The 24,152-nt window shown below is 29.4% G+C and carries 27 protein-coding genes; 10 read left to right on the top strand and 17 right to left on the bottom strand.

Annotation, left to right across the window (positions count from 1 at the left end):
* Positions 1 to 6 precede the first annotated feature (6 nt).
* Positions 7 to 1,170, top strand: coding sequence for a tetrahydrodipicolinate N-succinyltransferase N-terminal domain-containing protein (locus L8X33_RS00940; protein WP_133319615.1), 1,164 nt, complete (start codon positions 7 to 9; stop codon positions 1,168 to 1,170).
* 337 nt (positions 1,171 to 1,507) lie between these two features.
* Here the strand turns inward: L8X33_RS00940 and L8X33_RS00935 are convergent, their stop codons facing one another.
* From L8X33_RS00935 to galU, 3 genes are all read right to left on the bottom strand, one after another.
* Positions 1,508 to 1,963 carry a Dps family protein gene (locus tag L8X33_RS00935; protein ID WP_133319614.1) on the bottom strand — a complete coding sequence of 152 codons (456 nt, stop codon included), beginning with the start codon at positions 1,961 to 1,963 and terminating at the stop codon, positions 1,508 to 1,510.
* A 129-nt stretch (positions 1,964 to 2,092) separates the two neighbouring features.
* Positions 2,093 to 3,316 carry a glucose-6-phosphate isomerase gene (locus L8X33_RS00930; protein WP_263666343.1) on the bottom strand — a complete coding sequence of 408 codons (1,224 nt, stop codon included), beginning with the start codon at positions 3,314 to 3,316 and terminating at the stop codon, positions 2,093 to 2,095.
* The gene (galU, locus tag L8X33_RS00925) at positions 3,306 to 4,136 is read right to left on the bottom strand and encodes a UTP--glucose-1-phosphate uridylyltransferase GalU (protein WP_039667975.1); all 831 of its coding nucleotides are present in this window, start codon (positions 4,134 to 4,136) and stop codon (positions 3,306 to 3,308) included. Before galU ends, L8X33_RS00930 begins: the two co-directional genes overlap by 11 nt.
* A gap of 74 nt (positions 4,137 to 4,210) precedes the next feature.
* Here galU and L8X33_RS00920 point away from each other — a divergent pair, with 74 nt between their 5' ends.
* A complete protein-coding gene (locus L8X33_RS00920) occupies positions 4,211 to 4,792 on the top strand; it encodes an IMPACT family protein (RefSeq protein WP_263669739.1) in 582 nt (193 codons plus the stop codon).
* Positions 4,793 to 4,810: 18 nt separating this feature from the next.
* Here L8X33_RS00920 and L8X33_RS00915 read toward each other — a convergent pair whose 3' ends face one another.
* The 6 genes from L8X33_RS00915 to L8X33_RS00890 form a co-directional block, all read right to left on the bottom strand.
* On the bottom strand, positions 4,811 to 5,143 hold the full coding sequence (locus tag L8X33_RS00915) for a hypothetical protein (protein WP_039627883.1): 333 nt from the start codon (positions 5,141 to 5,143) through the stop codon (positions 4,811 to 4,813).
* Positions 5,144 to 5,193: 50 nt separating this feature from the next.
* Positions 5,194 to 5,526 (bottom strand): hypothetical protein, encoded by a 333-nt coding sequence (locus tag L8X33_RS00910; protein WP_039617462.1) that lies wholly within the window; start codon positions 5,524 to 5,526, stop codon positions 5,194 to 5,196.
* The gene (locus L8X33_RS00905; protein ID WP_258107840.1) at positions 5,523 to 7,097 is read right to left on the bottom strand and encodes an ABC-F family ATP-binding cassette domain-containing protein; all 1,575 of its coding nucleotides are present in this window, start codon (positions 7,095 to 7,097) and stop codon (positions 5,523 to 5,525) included. The genes L8X33_RS00910 and L8X33_RS00905 overlap by 4 nt, the downstream gene beginning before the upstream one ends.
* Positions 7,098 to 7,217: 120 nt before the next feature.
* Positions 7,218 to 7,724, bottom strand: coding sequence for a hypothetical protein (locus tag L8X33_RS00900; RefSeq protein WP_263660686.1), 507 nt, complete (start codon positions 7,722 to 7,724; stop codon positions 7,218 to 7,220).
* A gap of 30 nt (positions 7,725 to 7,754) precedes the next feature.
* Positions 7,755 to 8,012, bottom strand: a complete 258-nt coding sequence (locus tag L8X33_RS00895; protein ID WP_263669738.1) for a hypothetical protein — start codon at positions 8,010 to 8,012, stop codon at positions 7,755 to 7,757.
* Between the two features lie 51 nt (positions 8,013 to 8,063).
* Complete coding sequence (locus tag L8X33_RS00890; protein WP_220566796.1) at positions 8,064 to 8,555, bottom strand: NINE protein; 492 nt, start codon at positions 8,553 to 8,555, stop codon at positions 8,064 to 8,066.
* A gap of 168 nt (positions 8,556 to 8,723) precedes the next feature.
* Between L8X33_RS00890 and L8X33_RS00885 the strand changes: the two genes are divergently transcribed.
* The 3 genes from L8X33_RS00885 (at position 8,724) to L8X33_RS00875 (ending at position 11,554) form a co-directional block, all read left to right on the top strand.
* Positions 8,724 to 8,933, top strand: coding sequence for a hypothetical protein (locus L8X33_RS00885; protein WP_039662706.1), 210 nt, complete (start codon positions 8,724 to 8,726; stop codon positions 8,931 to 8,933).
* A 253-nt stretch (positions 8,934 to 9,186) separates the two neighbouring features.
* A complete protein-coding gene (locus tag L8X33_RS00880) occupies positions 9,187 to 10,185 on the top strand; it encodes a GGDEF domain-containing protein (RefSeq protein WP_263669737.1) in 999 nt (332 codons plus the stop codon).
* 1 nt (position 10,186) lies between these two features.
* A complete protein-coding gene (locus L8X33_RS00875) occupies positions 10,187 to 11,554 on the top strand; it encodes a phosphomannomutase/phosphoglucomutase (protein ID WP_263669736.1) in 1,368 nt (455 codons plus the stop codon).
* On the opposite strand, the gene tilS is transcribed toward L8X33_RS00875, so the two are convergent.
* A complete protein-coding gene (gene tilS / locus L8X33_RS00870) occupies positions 11,535 to 12,494 on the bottom strand; it encodes a tRNA lysidine(34) synthetase TilS (protein ID WP_263669735.1) in 960 nt (319 codons plus the stop codon). The genes L8X33_RS00875 and tilS overlap by 20 nt on opposite strands.
* Positions 12,487 to 13,803 carry a 30S ribosomal protein S12 methylthiotransferase RimO gene (rimO, locus tag L8X33_RS00865; RefSeq protein ID WP_263669734.1) on the bottom strand — a complete coding sequence of 439 codons (1,317 nt, stop codon included), beginning with the start codon at positions 13,801 to 13,803 and terminating at the stop codon, positions 12,487 to 12,489. Before rimO ends, tilS begins: the two co-directional genes overlap by 8 nt.
* Positions 13,804 to 13,879: 76 nt before the next feature.
* Between rimO and prfB the strand changes: the two genes are divergently transcribed.
* Entirely contained in the window at positions 13,880 to 14,980 is a 1,101-nt protein-coding gene (gene prfB, locus L8X33_RS00860; RefSeq protein WP_039617474.1) for a peptide chain release factor 2, read from the top strand.
* 19 nt (positions 14,981 to 14,999) lie between these two features.
* The gene (locus tag L8X33_RS00855) at positions 15,000 to 15,836 is read left to right on the top strand and encodes a universal stress protein (RefSeq protein WP_263669733.1); all 837 of its coding nucleotides are present in this window, start codon (positions 15,000 to 15,002) and stop codon (positions 15,834 to 15,836) included.
* 57 nt (positions 15,837 to 15,893) lie between these two features.
* Here the strand turns inward: L8X33_RS00855 and L8X33_RS00850 are convergent, their stop codons facing one another.
* Positions 15,894 to 16,931 carry a YeiH family protein gene (locus tag L8X33_RS00850; protein WP_263659430.1) on the bottom strand — a complete coding sequence of 346 codons (1,038 nt, stop codon included), beginning with the start codon at positions 16,929 to 16,931 and terminating at the stop codon, positions 15,894 to 15,896.
* 106 nt (positions 16,932 to 17,037) lie between these two features.
* On the opposite strand from L8X33_RS00850, the gene L8X33_RS00845 reads away from it, so the two are divergent.
* Positions 17,038 to 17,901: a LysR family transcriptional regulator gene (locus L8X33_RS00845; protein ID WP_263669732.1), complete on the top strand. Its 864-nt coding sequence runs from the start codon at positions 17,038 to 17,040 to the stop codon at positions 17,899 to 17,901.
* On the opposite strand, the gene murD is transcribed toward L8X33_RS00845, so the two are convergent.
* Entirely contained in the window at positions 17,893 to 19,092 is a 1,200-nt protein-coding gene (gene murD / locus L8X33_RS00840) for a UDP-N-acetylmuramoyl-L-alanine--D-glutamate ligase (RefSeq protein ID WP_263669731.1), read from the bottom strand. The two genes, L8X33_RS00845 and murD, sit on opposite strands and share 9 nt — an antisense overlap.
* Positions 19,092 to 20,150, bottom strand: a complete 1,059-nt coding sequence (gene mraY, locus L8X33_RS00835; protein WP_039625318.1) for a phospho-N-acetylmuramoyl-pentapeptide-transferase — start codon at positions 20,148 to 20,150, stop codon at positions 19,092 to 19,094. The genes murD and mraY overlap by 1 nt, the downstream gene beginning before the upstream one ends.
* A gap of 79 nt (positions 20,151 to 20,229) precedes the next feature.
* On the opposite strand from mraY, the gene gpmI reads away from it, so the two are divergent.
* Both gpmI and fabG read left to right on the top strand, forming a co-directional pair.
* A complete protein-coding gene (gpmI, locus tag L8X33_RS00830; protein WP_263669730.1) occupies positions 20,230 to 21,708 on the top strand; it encodes a 2,3-bisphosphoglycerate-independent phosphoglycerate mutase in 1,479 nt (492 codons plus the stop codon).
* A gap of 14 nt (positions 21,709 to 21,722) precedes the next feature.
* Positions 21,723 to 22,466 carry a 3-oxoacyl-ACP reductase FabG gene (gene fabG / locus L8X33_RS00825; protein ID WP_220566803.1) on the top strand — a complete coding sequence of 248 codons (744 nt, stop codon included), beginning with the start codon at positions 21,723 to 21,725 and terminating at the stop codon, positions 22,464 to 22,466.
* Between the two features lie 8 nt (positions 22,467 to 22,474).
* Here fabG and acpS read toward each other — a convergent pair whose 3' ends face one another.
* The 3 genes from acpS to L8X33_RS00810 form a co-directional block, all read right to left on the bottom strand.
* Positions 22,475 to 22,831, bottom strand: coding sequence for a holo-ACP synthase (acpS, locus tag L8X33_RS00820; protein WP_133319595.1), 357 nt, complete (start codon positions 22,829 to 22,831; stop codon positions 22,475 to 22,477).
* The gene (gene fliL, locus L8X33_RS00815) at positions 22,831 to 23,376 is read right to left on the bottom strand and encodes a flagellar basal body-associated protein FliL (RefSeq protein ID WP_133319594.1); all 546 of its coding nucleotides are present in this window, start codon (positions 23,374 to 23,376) and stop codon (positions 22,831 to 22,833) included. Before fliL ends, acpS begins: the two co-directional genes overlap by 1 nt.
* A gap of 65 nt (positions 23,377 to 23,441) precedes the next feature.
* On the bottom strand, positions 23,442 to 24,080 hold the full coding sequence (locus L8X33_RS00810; protein ID WP_220566805.1) for a transcriptional regulator: 639 nt from the start codon (positions 24,078 to 24,080) through the stop codon (positions 23,442 to 23,444).
* Positions 24,081 to 24,152: the final 72 nt, after the last annotated feature.

Here is a 24,152-nt window from a genome sequence, read left to right as displayed (position 1 = left end):
GAAAATATGCCAATAGAAAGTAAAGAAGAATTTTTAAATTTAATCAAGCAAATCGAACAAAGGATTAATTATAAAAAGCCTAAAGCTTTTGCTATAGCAAGACTTGATCTAAGTCAAGTTGATCCTAATAAAAAACTTCAAGCTAATTTTGGTGTGATTAATTTTGAGCAAAATTATGCTGCTGCAGCTGTTATGTTTGAAGCTTTTTTTAGAAGAGGGGTTGATGTTGATTTTAATGAAAGTGAGTTTGTGGCTACTTTGATTAAAGAGGATTTGGACTTTGCACTTGAATGCTTTGCGCCATTTTTACAAGAGCAAGGTCATAAAAATATAGAAGCAATCAAAGCAGCAAAGGAAAATTTTAGAGAAAATGCTTTTTCTTTTGTTTGTATTTTTGAAGATGAAGCACCAAAAAGCTTAGAAAGTGTGTATTTAAAACTTTACTTACTTTCAAATAAAAAAGTACCTTTGAGGAGTTTAAATTTAACAGGTGCTTTTGGGATTTTACCAAATGTTGCATGGAGTGATAATAAGCCTATTGATTTGGACTTTTTAAGAGAAAATGAGATTGATTTAAAAATGAGTGGAAGGTATCCAAGGATTGATTATGTAGATAAATTTCCAAGATTTTTAGCTCATGTTATTCCTGAGGATAATACTAGAATTTTAGAAAGTTCTAAAGTAAGAATGGGGGCGGTTTTAGCTGCAGGTACTACTATAATGCCAGGGGCTGCTTATGTGAATTTTAATGCAGGTACAACTGGAGCTTGTATGGTAGAAGGGCGTATTAGTTCATCAGCTGTTGTGGGCGAAGGTAGCGATGTAGGAGGCGGTGCTTCTATACTTGGTGTTTTAAGTGGTACAAGTGGTAATGCTATTAGCATTGGTAAAGCTTGTCTTTTGGGTGCAAATTCGGTTACGGGAATTCCTTTAGGGGATAATTGTATCGTTGATGCAGGCATTGCTGTTTTAGAAGGGACTAAATTTGCTTTAAAAAATAAAGAAGAACTTCAAAAAATCAATCCTGATTTTAAATTTGACAAAGATATATACAAAGGTTTAGAATTAGCAGGGCTAAATGGCTTGCATTTTAGACAAGACTCTCAAAGTGGAGTGATGATAGCAGCTTTAAACAAAAAAGCTGTAAAACTTAATGAAGATCTACATTAAATTCTTAGCCCTTATGGGTTAAGAATTTTAAAACTCATGTTGTAGATTTTAAATTAAACTATAGATATTGTAAAAATGATTTTTAGTATTTAGCTTTTTTAGTGAAAATTCCTACATAAAAGCTTGAACTGAATACTTATCTAAATAATATTTTGTGATGATAATTTTTCAATGATATATTTTTGTTTAAAAATACATTGAGTTGCTATAAACTATAATTATAAAATAGTACTTAAGCGAACTCGGAATTTTATAAGAGTAGTTTCTCTTGGGAAGTTAAATTTGTTTTTTGACTTAAAGCAATAAAGCTTTGTAAGTCAAAAAACATTATAAATTCTTACATAGAGCAAGTATTTTGGATAGTTGAATTAAGCATCCAAAGAACTTTTTCATATTTTGCGATATTTTCTTGAGCAAATGCTGCAGTTGTAGTATCGCTTGCTTTTTCAGCTTCTTCATTTAATTTTTTAAATTCAGCTAAAAGATATTTATAATCTTCTCTAATAAATTCTAAAACTTCTACAGGAGTAAAGCAATCTTTACCATTTTCTAGTTTTGGGCTTTTTGCATTTTCCATTAAAACTTTTTGGCAAGTAATAGCTTTTTCTCCAAGTTGTAAAACTCTTTCAGCGCAATCATCAAAAAGTTCTGCCATTTCTTCATAAGCTTTTTCTGTATATTCATGAATTGAAAAAAACTGTAAACCTTTTACATTCCAATGATAATTATGAAATTTAACCCATAAATGATGAGCATCTGCTTGTAATTGTAATAATTGTTTTGTTACTGACATGTTATCTCCTTTTTTTATTTTTAAAATTATAACATAAAATTCTTAAATAATAATTATTATTATCTAATAAATTTTAATGTTAATAATTATTATATTTTCATTATACTCTTTTTTTACAATAAAGCAAATTTATTTACTTAATATATTTTTGAGTATTAATTTTCCCACCTCTACGCCAGGTTGATCATAAGTGTTAATTCCAAGCATAATGCCACATGCAGAAGTAAATAACTCATAATAATACATCAAATACCCACAGTGATAAGCATCTAATTTCTCAAGTTCTATTACATCAACACTTAAATTTTCAGCAATTAATGCATGCATAGTTGCATCGCATTGCGCGTTTAAAAGATTATGTAAATTAACTTCATTAGTAAAATCACAATTTTGTAAATGATTAAAGCTTATATTTGGGATACTAGGAGATTTTTGACTATCTTTGATTTTTAAAAAAGTAACAGTTTTATCTTTGGGTCCATCCATGATAAGTTGTAAAAAGCTATGCTGATCTCTAGCACCAATTAAAGCAATAGGAGTTAAACCTATGCGTTTAAAGCCTTGTTTTTTACCTAGACTTTCAGCAATTAGTTGAATATACCATTCATTAAAACCTTTAAAAGCATCCCCATAAGAAAAAAGCACATTAATATGTGCACTTTTATGTGTGCAGTAATGATAAGCCTTTTGCAAAATTTGATCACATTTTTTCTCAAAAAAATCCACATAACAAGCTTTTGCACCTTCTAATAAGGCTTTAGTATCATAGCCACAAAAGCTCAAAGGAACAATACCAATAGCAGATAAAACACTAAATCTACCACCGACATTTTTAGGTATAAAAAAGCATTTTATGTTTAATTCTTCTCCTAGTTTGTGAAGTTTTGACTCAAAATCAGTAATAAACACAAAATTTTTGTGTAAATTTTCATTTTTAAAATCAAAATGAGCAATGATGAGTTTAAATAAAGAAATCACTTCTATAGTTGTACCTGATTTGCTTGCTATGATGAAAAGTGTTTTTTTGGGATTTATTTTTTGCATAGTTTGGGTAAAAGTATGTGAGGAAGTATTATCTATGATGAAAAGTTTTTTTTCTTCTACTTGATCAAATAAAAGCTCTTTTAAAGCTTTAACCCCACAACTTGATCCACCCATGCCCACTAAAACGATATTTTCTATATGAGGTTTAGCTGCGATAAATTCTTTACTTTCTTTGATTAAATCAAAGCTTGTATCTACTAAGTGATAATACCCTATATCACCACTTTCTAACTCATCATTCATTCTATTTGCATAAGCGGTAATTTTTTTAAAATCTTGGGTTTTAAAAAATAAAGTATTATTTAGCATTTTTACTTTTCTCATAAAAATAATTTGTCGCCTCAACAAAGCCTTCTACGCTTCCACAATCAAACCTTTTTCCTTTAAATTTATAAGCTAAAACCATATTATTAGTTGCTTGTGAAAGTAATGCATCAGTTAGTTGAATTTCTCCGTTTTTACCTGCTTTAGTATTTTCTAAAATACCAAAAATATCAGGCGTTAGAATGTATCTTCCTATGATAGCTAAGTTGCTTGGAGCATCTTTTGGATCAGGTTTTTCTACCATAGAATTTACCATGATCAAATCCTCTTCCACAGCATTTCCTGCTATAACCCCATAGTTTGAAACTTGATCAGCTTCAACTTCCATCACAGCTATAACAGAGCAGCGGTATTTTTCATAAATTTTTACCATTTGAGCTAAGACATTTACCCCATCTTCATTTACACATAAATCATCTGCTAAAATAACTCCAAAAGCTTCATCTTGCACTAAAGGCTTTGCTTTTAAAACCGCATCTCCTAAGCCTTTCATTTCATTTTGCCTTGTAAAAGTAAAAGTGCAGCGATCTATGAGTGTTCTTATTTCACTTAAAAGATATTCTTTTTTAGTACCTGCGATTTGGTGTTCAAGTTCATAAGAAATATCAAAATAATCCTCCAAAGCTCTTTTTCCACGCCCTGTAACAAAGCCCATGGTTTCCATACCAGCTTCTAAAGCCTCATCTACACCATAATGAATTAAAGGCTTAGTTAGTATAGGTAGCATTTCTTTAGGTAGAGTTTTTGTAGCAGGTAGAAATCTAGTACCATAACCTGCTGCAGGAAAAATACAAGTTTGAAGCATAGTTTATCCTTAAATTTTTATAAGTTGTTTTGATTATAATTTTATTTAAATATTATAACTAATTTAAGGAAAAAATGAAAACTATTGATCAAATTTATCAAGCAAAAATAGAAATCAAAAAATCAACTTTTTTGTCTTTTTTATGTCCTTTTGAAGATTTTCAAACTTTAATGCAAAAGCTAAGAAATGAGCATTTAAAAGCCGTGCATTTTGTATATGCTTATAGGTATTTAAATGAATTTGATCAAATCATAGAAGATAAAAGCGATGATGGTGAGCCAAAAGGAACTTCTGCTACGCCTTGTTTGAATGTCTTAAGAGGGGCTTTGCTTATTAATTGCGCAGTGATTGTGGTGCGTTATTTTGGAGGGATTAAACTTGGTACAGGTGGTCTTGTAAGAGCTTATAGTGAAGCTACAAATGAAGCTATTTTAAATGCAATGCTTTTAGAATTTGAAGCTAAAAATATTTTAAGTTTAAACATTCCTTTTTATCTTTATGCAAGATTTGAGCATTTTTTAAATAAAAATAACATTTCATATGAAAAAAAATTTCAAGAAAATGTTGAATTGATTTTAAGTGTTAATACAAAAGAAGAAGAGGAATTTAAAAAATTTGCAAAAGAGTTTGAATTTAGCGGACTTGTTTGGAAGTAAGCGTTTGCTTACTTCTTTTCATAAAGAATTTAAAAGATCTTTTACCATATCTTTTTGGGGCTCTTGTTTTTCTTCTATATTAGCTTGCATAGGAGTTTCGTTTTGTCCTCTAAAACGATAATTATAAATATTTGACATATTTGAGCTAAAAATTCCTGTGCTAAATTGATCTTGACTCATGGCTTTTGAAAAAAGCTCATCAAGTTTTATACTTTGCTCGTTTAAATTTTCGCTATTGTTTTGACTAAGTAAAGACATAAAGTCTTCATTAGCTCCTTGAGTGCTTTTATAGGCACTACTTTGACCATATCCATACTCTTTAACCGATAAATTATCATGGTTAACTTGCATGTTTTCTCCTTTCAAAATATTACAAGGAAAAAACAAGCAAAAATCATTCCTTAATCACCATGAGTTGGGTAGTATTCAGCTTCTATTTCATTGTTTTTGATAAACTCTTCTCTAGCTTTGTTACAGCGCTCATCTCTTAGTTTTCTATAAGCATTTCTACTTTCTAATTCTTGAGAAGTTAAAGGGCGATCTTCTAAAAATGAAATGTGAAAATAAGTATCATCTTCTTTGCTGAATTTTTCATAAAATTCAACATAGTCAAAATAATCTTTTTCACTTTGAAAATCAATACTTTCTTCTACATAAATAGTTGGGCCAAAACCTCTGTGATTTTGAGTAAAATGTCCAAAACCAGCTGCATATTTTATCTTAAACGAATTCATTCTAAACCTCCTAAAAATTCGTCATAACTTCCTTTAAAGTCTGTTAATTTCCCATCTTCTAAAAACCATATACGATTGGCAAAAGCACTAATTAGCTCTCTATCGTGGCTTATGCATATCACACAACCTTTGAAATTATACAAGGCTTCACCTAATGCAATGATACTTTCAAGATCTAAATGATTATCCGGTTCATCTAAAAGCAAGAAATTTCCGCGTTCTAACATTAATCTTGAAAGCATTAAGCGGTGTTTTTCACCTCCACTTAAGCTAGAAGCCATTTTTTCTTGATCACTTCCGCTAAAGAGCATTCTACCAAGACATTTGCGAATTTCATCTAAATCTTTGAATTTTTCACTCATTAACCATTCATAAAGTTTCAAATTTTCATTGATTAAATTTGTCGTATCTTGTGAAAAATATCCCATTTCTATGGTAGCACCAAGGTGGATGTGGCCACTATCAGGTTCTAATTTTGATGCAATGATTTTGGCTAAAGTGCTTTTTCCAACACCATTTGCTCCGATTAAGGCTATTTTATCACCTTTTTCTAATTTTAATTCTAAATTCTCAAATAAAGTTTTATCATAAGCTTTGCTAATACCTTTTAATTCTAAAACTTCATTTCCTATTTCTCTATTTGTTCTAAAAACTATACTAGGATCACGCCTACTTGAAGTTTTAATCTCTTCAAGCTCAAGTTTTTCTAAAGCTTTAGCTCTACTTGTAGCTTGTTTGGCTTTTGAAGCATTAGCACTAAAACGGCGTATGAAATTTTCTAATTCTTCTCTTTCTTTTAAGGTTTTATCGCGTTTGAGTTCAGCTTGTTTAGCAAGCAAGGTTGAAGCCATATACCAATCATCATAATTTCCAGCAAAATCGCGTATTTGTTTAAAATCCACATCTAAAATTCTTGTACAAACTTTATTTAGAAAATGTCTATCATGGCTAATTACTACTAAAGTTCCCTCATGTCTTAAAAGTTCATTTTCAAGCCAAGAAATAGCTTCTAAGTCAAGGTTGTTTGTAGGTTCATCTAAAAATAATACATCAGCACCTAAAAATAATACTTGAGCTAATAAAACTTTAAATTTATCCGCACTTTGTAAAGTACTCATGAGAGCATTAAAATCTTTAATATTTAAAGAGCTAAGAATTTTTTCACATCTAAGTTCGCAATCATAGTTTGGATCTTCTTCTGCTGTTATGATTTCAAGCTCGCTTAATCTATCATTGATTTCATCAGTAAATTCTTCACTCATATAAAGTTTTTCTTTTTCTTTTAGTGCATCATATAATCTTTTATTTGCACACATTACCGCATCTTTGATAGTGTAGTTTTCAAAAGCAAATTGATCTTGTCCTAACACTGCGATTTTTAAATTTGGATCTATGCAAATTTCTCCACTGCTTGATTCTATTTCACCTGAGAGAATTTTTAAAAAGGTTGATTTTCCTGCGCCATTTGCACCTATAAGTCCATATCTTTCACCACGGTTTAATTTTAAATTTACATCTTCAAATAAAAGTTGGTTTGCAAAACGCATAGTGAGATTTTTTACTTCTACCATAATTTTCCTTAGAATTTTTACTTATAAAAATTTTTAAGAAATTGTAACAAAAAAAGACTTGAAATTAATTGAGTATAAATTTTGCTTGGCAATAAAATAAAATTTCATTGCCAAAATAAACTAATAATCCAAAAGTTCTACAAAAACTTGTTTTTTATCATCGCTAAATTGAGCACTATATGAAATTTGTACTTCATGCTCTCCCCCATCAAATATAATTCCTTTTAAAGTGCCTCTTGCATAATTTTCTCTCATATCATCTGGCATTTGTGGGTAAGTTAATTTCAAACTAGCTCTACAAAAACTTGTTTTTTTATCATTACTATCTTGAGTTATAAAACTACTAAAAGAAGTATAACCCACTTCATTAGCATAATCTTTTAAGTCAAATATAGGTTTTAAATGAGCTCTTAAAATTCCAATGGTATCGGTAGATAATATAGCCTCTAAATCCCTTATATCCATGCCATTTAAGCTTATTTTTAAGGCCTTTAAAGACTGCTCACTTAGCCCATACTCAATATAAACCCACTCATCATCATCTAAAATACTTTTTAATGTAAGCTGAACAACCTCATCATCGCATTTTGGCTTATTATTAAAACATCCTGTAAATAACAAAACCATTATGAAACTTAATAAAATATTTTTCATTGCTTATTTGGTTATTATTTTAATAAACTTGATAATTTCACTATTATTAGCCCCATCTTGGCTTAAAAGATTTTTTAATAAATTTAAGCTAAGCTGTGGCGGAAATATAAGATAAGAATTTTTAGGAAAATCATTTGATTTTAAACCTATGCAAAATTTTTCATCTTTATTTGTATATGTTTTTCCAGCGACAATTTTAAAAGTATTTTTCTCATAAATCAAAGTGGGTTCTGTTTCAAAAGGTGCGTGTTTTTCATTCATTTTATCTCCTTAAATAAGTAAAAATTGAGAATATTTTCTTCCACAAATATACTAAGATTTTATATCGTCTATAATTAAGTTAATTTTTTCAAGATTTTGATTTCTAAGCAATACGCCAACTATAAACAAATCTATAAACCAAATACCAAAATTACCATAATTGATTATATTTGAAGTAGCTATCCAAAATGAATCATATGAGGAATCAGCAATAAAGCCAATTATCATAGCAAGCAAAGTTAAAACTAATCTAAAAATTCCCCACCCAATTTGACCTATATAAAATCTTGCAACACCAAAACCACCTAGTAAAAAATTATAAACCCAAAAGACTAGAGTTGGGTTTTTGAGCTTGGTGTATTGAAGTCTTGTATATACTTTATCCAACTTATCAGAACTTAAAGTTTCAAATTTCTTTTTTAAATCTTCATTTGACATAATAGGATCAGAATATTTATATCCTCGACTTATTCTTTTTCTAAAAGATCCATATTCTTTTGGTAATTTATTTTTTATTGATAAAAATAAACTCGTAGCATCCATTCTTTCGCTCCTTAACTTAAGATAACTTGAATTATTCCACAATTTAGCTTAATTAATATTGAAATAATCAATATTAATTAAATAAAACATAGAATATTTCAATTGTTTTTAATAAAGAATTTTTAATGTAAAATCAGCCCATAAGTATTTAAAAATTTAGGGTAGCTTATGGCAAAAAAGAGCAAACGCGATATGGCATATGAATTAGATATTGATGTTAGCACTTTGTATAATTGGAGAAAATACAAACCTAATTTATATCGCATCGTTATGCTTGGCTTTAAATTTGATGAACTTTTGGAAAAAAATAAAAAAAATTATGAAGAGCTACTTGAGATAAATCAAACCATACAAGATGAAATTGCAAAATTTAAATAAAAACAATTTAATGATTTTAATATATTTATTAGCTTTTTAATTTCATAAAGTTTTATTTTAAAAGTTTTTTCGTGTTATCATTTGTTGCTTTGAAATTTAACTATCTAAGATAAATTACATTATTTTTTACTAAGCATATTTCAGGCATATTTATTTTAATTTCTATTTTTATTTTACTTATAATATGTATTAAAAAAATAATTCAAAATTGTTGTATAATTTTTAAAATTATTTTTAAATTAAGGTTATTTGATTGAGTTTAGTTTTATTATCTTTTTTACCTTCTTTTAGTTTTGTTTTGGAATTTTTAGCTTTATTTTTAGCTTATTTTTTTAAGCAAAATAAGATTTTTTTCTTGCTTTTGTTGATTTTATGCGCTAGGGCTTTATCTTTAGTGGCAAGTGAATATCAAGCGCATTTGTTTATTTCGGTATTTTTACCTTTTTCTTTTGTGCTTTTTGTGTTTTTGCAAGATAGTAAGCTTGTTTTTGAAAGAATTAATTTTATTAAATTTGCGTATTTAGCCTTTATGGGTTTTGTAGCGTTAATACTTAGCACAAGTACTAATTTTAATGCAAGCATTACAAGTGAAATTTTTGGCCTTTCAACGCAATTTTTTAAGCCTATTAGTGAGTTAAGCTTTTGTGTGTTTTGGGTAGGAATGATATTTTTATTATTTTCATATTTTAAAAATAATGATTTTTATTTTTTACTTGCTTATATGGGCTTGAGCGTGCAATTTTTATTTTACAATAGTGTTGATTTGGGTTATTATGAATTTGCTTCTTTGGTGTTGATAGGATTTTTAGTGTATAAAGCTTATAAAATAGCCTTTTTTGACACTTTAACCAATTTGCCAAATTTAAAGGCCTTAAGAAGATATGCCCAAGGACTTGAAAATTTTCATTTAGCCTTGATTGAAGTAAAAAATATCAATGAAATTTATCATCAAAAAGACTCAAAAATGGGCGAGTTTATAATGCATGAATTTGCTAGGATTTTAAAAAAAGCTTTACATGCTAGGGTTTTTAAAGATGATAAGGATTATTTTATTATTGTATTTGAAAATGAAAATATAGCCTTTGTGCAAAGCAAGCTTCAAATGCTTGAAAATTTTATGCAAAAATATTGTTTTGAATTTAAAGAACAGAATGTAAAGTTAGAAATTAAACTTTGTTTATCAAGCAAAAATGAAAACATAGAAGAAAGTTTAAAACAAGCAAAATTAGAACTTAGAAGACAAAAGGATTAAAATGTTAGATTTGATTTTTAGAGAGTATGATATAAGAGGGCTTTACCCAAGTGAGTTAAATGAAAAAAGTGTAAAAGCCATAGGCTATGCTTTGGGTTTAGAAATGAAATCAAGGGGTTGTGAGAAAGTAAGCGTAGGCTATGATGCAAGATATAGTGCAAATGAACTTTTTAACTATTTAATCAGCGGTTTAAATAAAGCTAATATGCAAGTTTTCAATATAGGCTTAGCACCAACTCCTATGGGGTATTTTAGCTTGTTTTTTGATGATATTTTTGATGCAAACATCATGATAACAGGTTCGCATAATCCAAAAGAATACAATGGCTTTAAAATAACGATTAATAAAGAAAGTTTTTTTGGTGCTGATTTGAAAAAGCTTTCTTTAAAAGTGCAAGAGTGTTTAGAACTTGAAATCAATGATGATTTAAGATATGAAAATTATGATATTAAAAGCTTATACATAGACTTTTTAGCTAAACATTTTTCACATCTTAAGGGCTATAAAGAAAAAATCATTATTGATTGTGCAAATGGAGCTACTGGAGTGATTATAAAGCCTTTGGTGGAAAAATTAAATCTTAATGCGCAAATTTTATTTGAAAATCCTGATGGAAATTTCCCAAATCACGCGCCTGATCCAACAGAGCTTGAAAATTTACACGCATTGCAAGTTGCGCTAAAAGAAAATGAAAATGCAAAAATGGGCTTTGCTTTTGACGGAGATGGGGATCGTTTAGTAGTAGCAAGTAAAGACTATGTATTTAAGGGCGATGAGCTTTGCTATTTGTTTGCTAAAAATATAAAAAATCCTAGAGTTTTAGGTGAAGTAAAATGCTCTAAAAACCTTTTTGATGAGGTAGCTAAATTTGGTTTTATCATGATGGGTAAGACTGGACATTCTAATATTAAAAAAATGATGAAAGAGCAAAATATCGACATAGCAGCAGAGCTTAGTGGGCATATTTTCTTTAAAGATAGATATTTTGGTTATGATGATGGAATTTATGCATTTTTAAGAACCTTAGAGCTTTTGGTAAATGGTTTTGATATAGAAAAATTAGTTAAAGAATTACCAAAACTTTATGCAAGTGAAGAGATCAAGCTTAAGGTTAGTGAGGAAAATAAATTTCAAATCATAGAAAAATTTAAAGAAAAAGTAAAAGCAAATGCTTTTGAAAATGTGCTTGATTGTAATAAAATTGACGGAGTTAGAATTACCTTTAAAGAAGGCTGGGCGCTTTTGCGTGCTTCTAATACAAGTCCATATCTTATCATGCGTGCTGAAGCTACAAGTGCTGAATTTAAAGACTTTTTAGAAACAAGAGTAAAAGAACTTTTTGAAGAAATCATAAAAGAGCTTGCATAAGTTCTTTTACATCAATATTTTTTGTGTATAAATATGCTCTTAAGAGTTTAGGGATTTTTGCTTTTCTATAAATTTCTTTAAATTCTTTTGGCATTTTCTCACAACTTACAAAAGGAAAAATCAAAACTTTTTCTTGTATGTAAACAATGCCTATTTTATGCGAAATTACTCCATCGCCTTTTAAAGCTTCTTGTCTTTGTTTAGCACTTAAAAGTATTCCAAGTTTTTTAAAGCATTTTGCGATTAAACTTTCATCTTTATGAGTAATGTAAATATTTTTAAATTCACAAATATTTTCTTCTTTTAAGTCTTTTTCTAGGTATTTAAAGCTCTTTTTTACTCCATTTGGATAAAGCTTTAAAAACTCATTAGCAAATTTTTTGCGTATGAAATTTCTAAAATATTTTTCATTGTCATTACTCTCATCATGAAAATAAGCGATATTGTTGTCTTTTAGGTAGTTTGAAATTTCTTCTTTTGGAATTTCAAGCAAGGGTCTTATGATAGTAAAATATTTTCTTTTTTCAATATCTTTAAAACCAAGTAATTCTCTAAGTCCTGCGCCTTTGGAAAATTGCATTAAAAACCATTCTAGTTTATCATTTAAATGATGAGCTAGTAAAAGATTATCATAAGAGTGGTTTTTGCAAAGTTCTTCAAAAAATTCATAACGCAAAGCTCTTGCATGGGCTTCGAAATTTTTTGTTATCTTGGGTGCAGTTTTGATGTAAATTTTTTTATGAAAATGCTTGGCTAATTCTTTGGCACTTTGCTCTTCTTTATCGCTATTTTTGCGAGTTTTGTAGTTTATAAAAGCAAGGTCAAAATCTACATTTTTTTCTAAAAGTATGAAAAATAAAGCACTAGAATCACTCCCATGTGAAAATGCTAAAAGATTTTTCCCTTGCTTTAAATGATTTAAATATTTGCTATCAATCATTAAACTTTCTTAAGGCTTTTGCAATGAGTTTTTTATCTAAACTTTGTGTGATTTCACACTCATAAAGCTCACCCATTTCTAAATCGCCACAATCACTTTCATTGATGAGAATTTCTCCATCTATATTTCTATCCCAACGCAAATCTTTTGCACCGATGAAAAATTCTCCTTCAGAGCTTTGACCTTCACAAAATGCTAAAGTCTTTTTACCAACTTGTTGATTAAAGCTTTTTTCTATGCATTCATCGACGATTTTTTCTATCACTTTTAATCTTGCATTGATGATTTTACTAGGAATTTGTTCCATGTCAAAAGCTGCAGTATCTTCTTCTTTAGAATAAGCAAAAACACTAATTCTATCAAAACCAAATTCTTTTATAAAAGCGCATAATTCTTCAAAATCCTCATCACTCTCTCCAGGGTGTCCTACTATAAAACCTGTGCGTAAAAATGAATTTGGAGCTTGTTTCATTAAATTTAAAAGCTCGATTAATTTAGCTTTGTTAGCTCCGCGTTTCATGATTTTAAGCATATTATCACTGATGTGCTGCAAAGGCATATCAAAATAATTTACAAAAACTTTTGACTGAATGATTTTTTCTATCACTTCTTTACTAATGCTTGTTGGATATAGATATAAAATTCTAGCAGCCTTTACACCTTGGATATTTTCTATAGCTTCAATAAGCTTTAAAAGTCCATCTTTTTGACCTTGATCAAACAAATACGAGCTTGTATCTTGAGCAATAAAAGAAAAATCTTTATAGCCTTTTTTAACAAGTTCTTTTACTTCATTTATAATACTTTCTAAGCTTCTTGATTTAAGTTTGCCTTTAAAACTTGGTATAGCGCAAAATGAACATTTTTGATTGCACCCTTCAGCTATTTTGATAAAAGCATGATAGTTTGATCCTGTGATCACACGATTGGTATTTTTATCTTGTAAGTAAGTAGAATTTGAAAATAGATTAGTTTTTTTAAGTATCATTTCATCAATTTTTTCATAATCTCCCACACCGGTAAAAAGATCAACTTCAGGTAGTTCTTTCATTAATTCTTCGCGGTAGCGCTGCATTAAACATCCTGTTACAACCAGCAACGAGTCCTTTTTTCTTTGCTCGTGTAAGTCTAAAATCGCATTTATGCTTTCTTTTTTAGCACTATCTATAAAACCACAGGTATTTACAATCAAAACATCAGCTAAGCTTGGCTCATCACAAATTTCATAATCACTTAATCTTCCAAGCATGATTTCACTATCAACTAAATTTTTATTACAACCTAAAGACATTAAAAAAAGTTTTGGCATATTTCTCACTTTAAATGTTTTATTTTTTGCTAAAATTATAAGATTAAATTATATCAAAATTAGAAAGAAAATTTTTATGGATAATTACGAATACAGCGAACTTTTAAAAAAATTAAAAAACAAAGTTGGAAATATCGCTTCTATCATTAAGCCTGAAGAGATAAAAGCAAGATTAAAAGAAATAGAAAATTTAGAAAATTCCCCTTCTTTTTGGAGTGATGTAAAACAAGCAGGCGTTATAGGTAAAGAAAAAACTAAAATTTCAAATTTACTTAAAAATTATGAAAATGCAAATAATGCTTTAAATGATGCAAGCGAGCTTTTTGATCTTGCCAATAGTGAAAATGATTTAGACACCATAGAAGCTTTATTTGAAGATGCAAACAAGCTAGAAGATCTTATTGTAAATCTTGAAATTTCTATGCTTTTAAGTGGGGAAAATGATGGTAAAAATGCCATAGTTTCCATTCACCCAGGAGCAGGTGGAACGGAGAGTAATGACTGGGCTAGTATGCTTTATAGGATGTATTTGAGATTTTGTGAAAGAGAAGGTTTTAAAGTGGAAACACTTGACTTTCAAGAAGGCGAAGAAGCAGGGCTTAAAGATGTTAGCTTTTTAGTAAAAGGTGAAAATGCTTATGGGTATTTAAAAGCTGAAAATGGCATTCATCGTTTAGTAAGAACTTCTCCATTTGATAGTGCAGGGCGTCGCCATACGAGTTTTTCTAGTGTGATGGTTTCACCTGAACTTGATGATGATATTGAAATAGAAATTGAAGAAAAAGATATAAGGATTGATTATTATAGAGCAAGCGGAGCGGGTGGACAGCATGTTAATAAAACTGAATCAGCAGTGCGCATAACTCATATGCCAAGTGGTATAGTAGTGCAATGTCAAAACGATAGAAGCCAACACAAAAACAAAGCCACAGCCTTTAAAATGTTAAAATCACGCCTTTATGAGCTTGAGCTTATGAAACAACAAGATGAAGCAAATTCAAGTGAAAAAAGTGAGATAGGTTGGGGTCATCAAATCCGTTCTTATGTACTTTTTCCTTATCAACAAGTTAAAGATACACGCTCAAATGAAGCTTTTTCACAGGTTGATAATATCTTAGATGGGGATATTAAAAAAATCATAGAAGGTGTTTTAATAGCGCAAAAAGCGCAAGATTGATACTACAAAAGGATATTAAATGGAAAAAATTCTAGTTTGTGTAGATGTTTTAGAGCCTTGTAGGGAAAGTTTGCATTATGGGGTGTATTTAGCCAAAAAGCTAGATTTACCTTTAATGTTTTTATATACTATAGAGCCAAATTTTACTAATGCTGAATTAGCTTGTAGTTTTGGCATAGGTGCTAGTGGGTGTGTGATTGAAGATTTAGTAGAAGAGCAAAGCCAAAAAAATGAAAATCTTTGCAAAAAAGGGCAAAGAATTTTAGAAGAATTTTGTGCTTATGCAAAAGAACAAGGCGTAAAAGAATGCTTTAGTGTGCAAAGAGATGGAGACTTAGAAGAGGTTTTAAAAGAATATAATGATCAAATAAGATTAGCCATAGCAGGTTTAAAAGGCGGGGGTAAGAAAAATAAAATAGGTATTCATACAGAAGAATTAGTAAGAGCTTTAAATGTGCCTATTTTGCTTGTAAATTCTGCTTTTAAAGAGATTAAAAGTGTGATGATGGCTTATGATGGGAGTAATTTAGCTAAAAAGGCTATAGAACAAGCCATTAAAAGACCTATTTTTAAAGAAGCAAAGCGTTATGTAGTAAATGTATCTAAAGATGAAAAAGCTTCTTGTGAATTATTAGCTCAAGTAAGTCAAATTTTTAAAGAAGCAAATTTAAATGTGCAAACTCAATATTTAAATGGAGAGATTACTCAAGCTTTATTTGATTTTGGTGAGCAAAATGATATAGATTTATTGATCATGGGAGCTTATTCACATCATTGGTTAAAAAGTATTTTATTTGGTAGTTTGACAAATGATATTTTAACTAAGGCTAAAAAACCTTTATTGTTGATTCGCTAACATTAATTTATTTTGATTAAAGATTATAAAATAAATACATGAAGAATTTTCATGTATTTATAAATTTAATAATAAAATAAAACTAATTGATATAAAGATTAACCATATAAAAAGAAAAAATGCCATTAAAAATGGTTTAAAACCTGCATTTTTTAAAACATTTTTATGGATATTTACTCCTAAAGCTACCATAGCCATAGAAAGCAAAAGTGTGTCTATAGTTTGTATGCTTGGTTTTATATAGTTAAGCGCAAAATCTGTATTTAATATTTCAAGTGAGCTAATACCACATGCAAATAAAAACCACAAAGCAAAATAAGGAATATTTGCTTTAATGGAGATTTTTTCATTATTTTTACTTAGAAATTTCAATGAAAAAAGACTTAAGAAAATCAAAAAAGGCACTAGCATTAAAACACGCATCATTTTTTCTATGACAGCACCATCTCCTGCTTTTACAGCTTCACCTGCTGCAACAGCATGTGCAACTTCATGCAAGCTTGCTCCCATGAAATACCCCATTTGCTTTAAATTAAAAAAATCAAACCAACCTAAATTCCAAGCCAAAGGATATAAAAACATCCCTAAAGTTCCAAACACAACCACAGTGCAAACTGCTACGCCAACTTTAGCAGAGCCACCTTTAACAATGCTTTCACTAGCCATCACAGCAGCTGCTCCACAAATGCTTGAGCCACTACTTATAAGTATGCTTTCTTTAAGATCAAGTTTGAATAATTTTCCTAACAAAAGCCCTATAAAAAAGGTAGAAAATACCACTAAAAATGCTAGCAAAATCCCATTTAATCCAACTTTTTCTAAATCATTAAAAGTAATTCTAAAACCATAAAGTATAATTCCAAGTCTTAAAATTTCTTTTGTTGCTATGCCTAAAACTCCTGATTTTTTGAGTAAATTTGCATTTTGATGAGCTAAATTTCCTATTAAAGCTCCTAAAATCACGGCTATGATTAAAGCTGAAATTCCAAGATTTTTAAAAAAATTAAGCTCAGAAATAGCAAAAGCACAAAAAGCAAGAGTAAAAAGCAGTAAAAAAGCTTCAAATTTTCTATGTTTATATATATTTTTATGCATGAATTTTTCCTTTTTTTGTTTTTTGTAATCTTAATGATTTTTTTGTGATAAGTAAAATTAATTTTATTTGATATAATGATTAAAAATATTTATCAAAAGAGTGCTTATGACTTTTAAACAAATAAAATATTTTCAAGCCTTGTGTAGAAATTTAAATTTAAGAGCTTGTGCTAAAGAATTAAATATAACTCAATCTGCTTTGTCTTTAGCTATATTTGAACTTGAAAAAAGTTTAAACACCAAGCTTTTTGATAGAAATGCTAAATTTTTAAGTTTAAATGAAAAAGGAAAAGTGTTTTTAAAACAAATCACTCCTTTGATTTTAGAATTTGAACGCATAGAAAAAGCAATGCAAGATGATCAAAGCTATGAAATAAGTATGAAAGTTAGTCAAAATGTAGGCACTTATTTACTAGGAACTTTTTTAGATCAAAAGGCAGAAAATATCAAGTTAAATTTGTCTTTGGATAATAGTCAAAATATTATCAAAGATATTTTAGATAAAGAAATAGATATAGGTTTGATTGAAGGAATTTGCAAAGATAAGGATATAAAAAAGATTAAAATTTGTGATGATGAGCTTATTGTAGTGAGTAAAAATGACTTGAAAAAAGAATTTTTCATAGATGAATTAAAGGATTTTAAATGGCTAAGTCGCGAGCAAGGTTCAGGTGCAAAAGAAGTGTTTTTAAATGCTTTACCTAAAGATGTAAAGCTTAATTTGGTTTATGAGTTAAACTCAACTGCTATGATAAAAGAGTTGGTTAAAAAAGGTAAATTTTTAGCAGTTTTACCTAAATTTAGTGTTAAAGAAGAGCTTGAAGCTAAAAGTTTATTTGAAGTAAGATTAAAAAATTTTAAAATTTCAAGAGAGCTTTGCTTGATTTATCATAAAAATAAAGAACCAAGCAATAAATTTATAAATTTATGTGAGTTTTTAAAATTTTGCATTCAAAAAGATTTAGCTTAATTCTTGAATACATTTTTTAAAAAGCTCTCCTCTTTCTTCATAAGATTTAAACTGATCTAAGCTTGCACAAGCAGGGCTTAGTAGGGCTACTTCATCATTAGTTAAGTTTTGATTGATTTTTTCTACCGCTTTAGGTAAAAACTCACAAAAATGTGCTTTTAAATTAGCATTTTTAGCATAATCAAGTATTTTATTGGTGCTTTTTCCTATGGCATAAAGCTCTATATCAAGCTCTTTCATAAAAGCAAATAAAGCACTTAAATTCACTCCCTTATCATCCCCACCTATGATAAGATGAATTTTTTTATCCTTATAGCGTTTAAGAGCAGCTAAACTAGCATCAAGATTAGTCGCTTTAGTATCATTTACCCAAAGTCTATTTTTATGATCAAATATTTCTTCAAGTTTATTTTTTTCTATTTTAAACTCATTTAAAAGCTCATAAGAGCAACGATCTAGTATGATTTTTTCTATACTTAAGGCAATAAGAGCATCAAGCAAAAAAGGGGTTTTAAAATGAATTTTTTCTAAATCAATTTGCATTTTTTTAGCTAAATCTTGCTCATCTTCATAGCTTATAACATAAGCATGGGTTGGATAAGCCTCATACTTTTTAGGTAAAATTACCACATCATTTTCATTCATTCTTTCAAGCACGCTAAGCTTTGCTTGCTCGTAGTTTTCAAAGCTTTTATGCCAAGAAAGATGATCAGGTGTGATAGGTAAAAGTGCATAAATTTCAGGTTTAGCTACTTTGGTGTAAAAAAGCGAAAAAGATGAACTTTCTAAAATCCATAATTTAGCACTAATATCCATTTGTACTAAAGGAGTTCCTATGTTTGCTCCCATTTGTGCATTGATGTGTTTTAAAAGATGATGTGTCATTTGGGTGGTGGTGGTTTTGCCATTTGTTCCGCTTATCCAAACACTTTTTGGCATGCCATCATAAAAAAAATCATACTCACTGCTTAAATTTTTTGCTTGCCGTATGAGAGAATGATCATTTGGAAAGCCAGGACTTGGAATTTCTAAGTCACTTTTTAAAGGATTAAATTCACAAGGCGGTAAAAGTGTATTGTTAAATTCATCTTTACTTATACTTGCAAAATGATCATCATAAATATCGCAATTTCCAAAACGCTGCGCAAAAGCTTTAGTTGTTTTTCCGTATCCAAAAAGTGAAATTTTCATTATCTTAACTTTATACTAATTAATGCAATGATATTTGCAAGTAAGGCTATCATCCAAAAACGCACGATGATTTTATTTTCCACCCAACCTATTTTTTCAAAATGATGATGAATAGGTGCCATTTTAAATACTCTTTTATTAAAGATTTTAAAACTTCCTACTTGTAAAATCACTGAAATAGTTTCTAAAACAAATACAAAACCTATAAGCAAAAGCAAAATTTCATTTTTACTTACTATACCAAGATAGCCTAAAAACGCCCCTATGCTTAAACTCCCACTATCTCCCATAAAAACTTGTGCAGGATAGCAGTTATACCACAAAAATCCCATAAGCGCACCAACTAAAGCCGCGCTTAATACCACAAGTTCTCCTAGACCTTGAATTTTAGGTAAGAATAAATAAGAACTATAAATAGCATTTCCACTTAAATACAAAAAAGCACCAAGACTTAAAAGAGAAAATATAGAAGGCACAGTTGCAAGACCATCAAGCCCATCGGTTAAATTTACAGCATTAGAGCTTGATACAATAACTAAAATCCATAAAAACAACATAAACATACCACCATCAAAAATAGCATGTTTGTAAAAAGGTAAATAAAATTCAGTATTTATATCAAATAAATACAATAATCCAACACAGATAAAAGCAGCACTAAATTGCCCTAGAAGTTTCATTTTTGGACTTAATCCTGCGTGATTGTCTTTTTTTAAAATTTTCCCCAAATCATCAACTAAGCCTATAGTACAAAATAGTACTAAACATAATAATCCAACGATTACAAAACTATTATTTAAATCAGCGCTTAAAACACTTGCTATGATAGTAGCAAAGATAAAAACAAGCCCACCCATAGTAGGGGTATGAGATTTAGCTTGGTGTGATTGTGGAGCGTATTCATAAATAGGTTGATTTGCTTTTTTATTTTGAGCCCATTTAATAAATTTTGGCATTAAATACAAACTCAAAAACAAAGCGATAAAAAATGCAAAACCAGCACGCACGCTAATATAAGAAAAAAACATATAATTTGTATATTCTGTAAGATAAAGCAAAATTTTAACCTTGTATTTGTTTTTTTAAAAGCATAATTTTAGTAAAATCACATAAATAAATTATAAAAAAGAGTAAAAAATGAGTCAAAAATGTATTTTGATAATCACAGATGGTATAGGACATAATACAAATTCAAACTATAATGCTTTTTTTCATGCTAAAAAGCCAACTTATGATAAGCTTTTTGAAAATACCCCTAATGTTTTGATAAAAACAAGTGGTTTGGCAGTTGGCCTACCTGAAGGTCAAATGGGTAATAGCGAAGTAGGGCATATGTGTATAGGTAGCGGACGCATAATCTATCAAAATTTAGTCAAGATAAATAAAGCCATAGAAAATGACACTTTAAAAGACAATAAGGCTTTAAAAGAATTATTGCAAAAATGCAAAAGAGTGCATATTATAGGGCTTTATAGTGATGGCGGGGTGCATTCTATGCATACACATTTTAATGCACTTTTAAAAATTTGTAGGCAAGAAAATAAAGAAGTTTTTGCGCATGCAATTAGTGATGGTAGAGATTGTCCTCCAAATTCAGGTTTAGAATTTATAAAATCTTTACAGGAATTTTGCGAAAAAGAAGGGGTTAATTTTGCTTCTTTATCGGGAAGATTTTATGCTATGGATAGAGATAAGCGCTATGATAGGGTTAAGTCTTATTATGATACTTTATTTGCTAAGGCACCAAAGTGTGATGATTTTATGCAATTTATACAAAAAAACTATGATGAAAATATCACGGATGAGTTTTTAACCCCAGTTATTAGTCAAAGCTTTGATGGAATTAAGGCTGAAGATGGTGTGATTTTTATCAATTTTAGAAATGATAGAATGCGTCAATTAGTCGCTTCTTTAACCCAAGAAAGTTTTAATGAATTTCCAAAAGAAGTGCTTATAAAAAATGCCATTACTATGAGTTTGTATGATGAGAGTTTTAAACTACCTGTGATGTTTGAAAAAGAAGAGTTAAATAATACTTTAGCTTCTGTGATAGCTAATGCAAATTTAAGCCAACTTCACACAGCTGAAACAGAAAAATATGCTCATGTAACCTTTTTCTTTAATGGGGGAAAAGAAGAATTAGAATGTAATGAAACAAGAATTTTAATTCCAAGTCCTAAAATAAAAACATACGATGAAAAACCTCAAATGAGTGCTAAAGAAGTCACAGATGAGGTGCTTAAGGGTATAGAAAGTGGTATGGATTTTATCGTAGTAAATTTTGCAAATGGTGATATGGTAGGACATACGGGTGATTTTGAAGCTGCGATTAGTGCGGTTGAATGTGTAGATGAGTGTTTAGGTAGGGTTATTGCTAAAGCAAGAGAGCATGATTATGCTTTTATTATTACTTCAGATCATGGAAACTGTGAAGCGATGAGGGATGAAAAAGAAAATATGCTCACTAATCACACAACCTTTGATGTTTTTGCTTTTGTCGAAGCTAAAGGAGTAGAAAAGCTTAAAGAAGGCATGGGGCTTAGTAATATAGCACCAAGTGTGCTTAAAATTTTAAACTTACCTATCCCAAAAGAAATGGATGAGGCTTTATTTTAATTTAAAGGAGAACAATGAAATTTAGTGGAAAAAATGTTTTAATAACAGGTGCAAGTAAAGGTATAGGTGCAGCAATAGCCAAAGAATTAGCAAGTTATGGCTTAAAAGTTTGGATTAATTATAGAAGTAAGCCTGAACTTGCTGATGCACTAAAAGAAGAGATAGAAAAAAGTGGTGGTTGTGCGGCTGTGATTAAATTTGATGCAAGTGTTGAAGAAGAATTTACAAGCGCTATTGCAACTATAGTAGAAAGTGATGGTGAGCTTAGTTATTTAGTTAATAATGCAGGTATTACTAATGATAAATTAGCACTTAGAATGAGTATGGATGATTTTTCTTCAGTGATTAATGCTAATTTAAATTCAAGTTTTTTAGGTTGTAGAGAGGCATTAAAAACTATGAGTAAAAAGCGTTTTGGTGCGGTTGTAAATATTGCTTCTATAGTTGGAGAAATGGGAAATGCAGGCCAAACTAATTATAGTGCTAGTAAAGGCGGTATGATAGCTCTAACAAAATCTTTTGCTAAAGAAGGTGCAGCAAGAAATATAAGATATAACTGCATTACCCCAGGTTTTATAAAAAGTGATATGACTGAAGTTTTAAGTGATGAGATTAAACAAAATTATATTAACAATATCCCTTTAAAGCGTTTTGCAGATGCTAGTGAAGTAGCTCAAGCTGTGGCATTTTTATTAAGTGATCATTCTTCTTATATCACAGGAGAGATTTTAAAAGTCAATGGCGGGCTTTATATGTAAGCAAGGTTTTAACCTTGCTTAGTTTCTATAGCTACTACTGCTATAGCAAAACCCCCATCATGTGCTACGCTTACACTTGCTGATTTAATTTTGAATTCTTGCATGACTTTTTGAGAAAAACTAATGTGTGGAGCATTTTTATCATCCTTAGAGATGATGATGTCAAAAAAAGAACATTCTTTAGAAATTCCAACCCCCAAAGCCTTAGAGGCAGCTTCTTTAATAGCCCAAAATCCGGCTAGAGTGTTGGTATTTTTTATATAACTTTGCTCTTTCTTGGACAAAAATTTATCTAAGAAAAGCATTTTATGTCTTTCATAAATTTTTTCTATGCGAGAGCATACGACTATGTCACAGCCTATCATTAAGATACTACAAAGTCGGTAAAATAAATATTTTTGATAAAACCATCAGTTAAAACTTCATTGATCTTGCCGGTTAATTCATCTTTTAATCTTTCTTTACCCTTTGTAGTGCTTACTTCTTCAAAGGTTTTTGATGTTAAAGTTCTAATGATAATATCTCTAATAATAGCAACTTTTTTATCAAGTTCAGGAGTTAATGTTTCAACATTTTGTTCAAGTTGAATGGTGCATTTTACATATCTTGATCCACCATCACTTAATAAATTTAGCGTAAAAGGTGCTAAAGGATACATCACGCCAATATTTGCATAATCACTCCCTCTAGCTGCTACTGCATTTGTTTTTTTAGGAGCTTGTGCAACTTGTGCGCTTTCTTCGGTTTGCGGGGTAGGATTTTCTTCAGAGCCGCCACTAAACATTAGATAAGCAATTGCTCCTACAATAACAAGTAAAAATACAAATAAAAATACAACGATAATGATTACTAAAGTATTCCCGCCTTTTTTCTTTGATTCACCTTGTTCATCCATCATATCATCAGCCATATTTTTCCTTTTATAAAATTTTAAAATGTTATTGTATCAAAAATTATATTTTTTTTAAATTATGATTATTTAATCTTTTGTAAATGTCTATAAACACTAGGTTCTGAAATATTTAAAAGCTCCGCAACTTTAGGAATAACACCTTTTACATTAAATACGCCTTTTTCATATAAACTAGCTATCATTTTTTGTTTTTCCTTCGGTTTTAAACTTTTATTTTTAAAACTTTCAATATCTATCCCCGTAATATCTTCAACGATTTCTTCTAAATCAAGTTTTATGTATTCTTTATTTTCTTGTTCAGGACTTTCATAAGAATTATCATAAATATTTCCAAGATTTAAAATTTCATCAGAGATTTTTTTAAATGCTGAAGTATCATGATTAATACAAAGCAAACCTTCAAGTTTTTCATCTTTTTTAATAAAAAAAGTAGAGCCTGACATTACTTGTGAGCTTTTAGCTGAAGTTTTATAATGTGTTATATAATCACGCTCTAAATAGATTTTGTTTTTAATCATTTCAATAGCAAAGCCTGTTAGAGGTGAATTTATAGTTCTTTTGCTAATATGATTATTAGCTATTTCTGCTATATTAGTACCATCTTCACTTACATCATGCAAAACTATTTCATAATTTCTTCCCAAAGCATCAGCAAGAAATTTCACTAATTTAATATAGTAAGTTCTTGTTTCTTTATCCATTAAACTCTCCTTGTTTTATTAATTTTGTAGTAAAAATATTTAAAATAAGAGTACTTATTCTTATTTTTCAAC

It is taken from the genome of Campylobacter sp. CNRCH_2014_2849, from assembly GCF_025772845.1.
GTDB classification, from domain to species: Bacteria; Campylobacterota; Campylobacteria; order Campylobacterales; family Campylobacteraceae; genus Campylobacter_D; species Campylobacter_D lari_D.
Note: the sequence above shows the minus strand (reverse complement) of the source record. Positions and strands in the feature narration are given on the sequence as shown.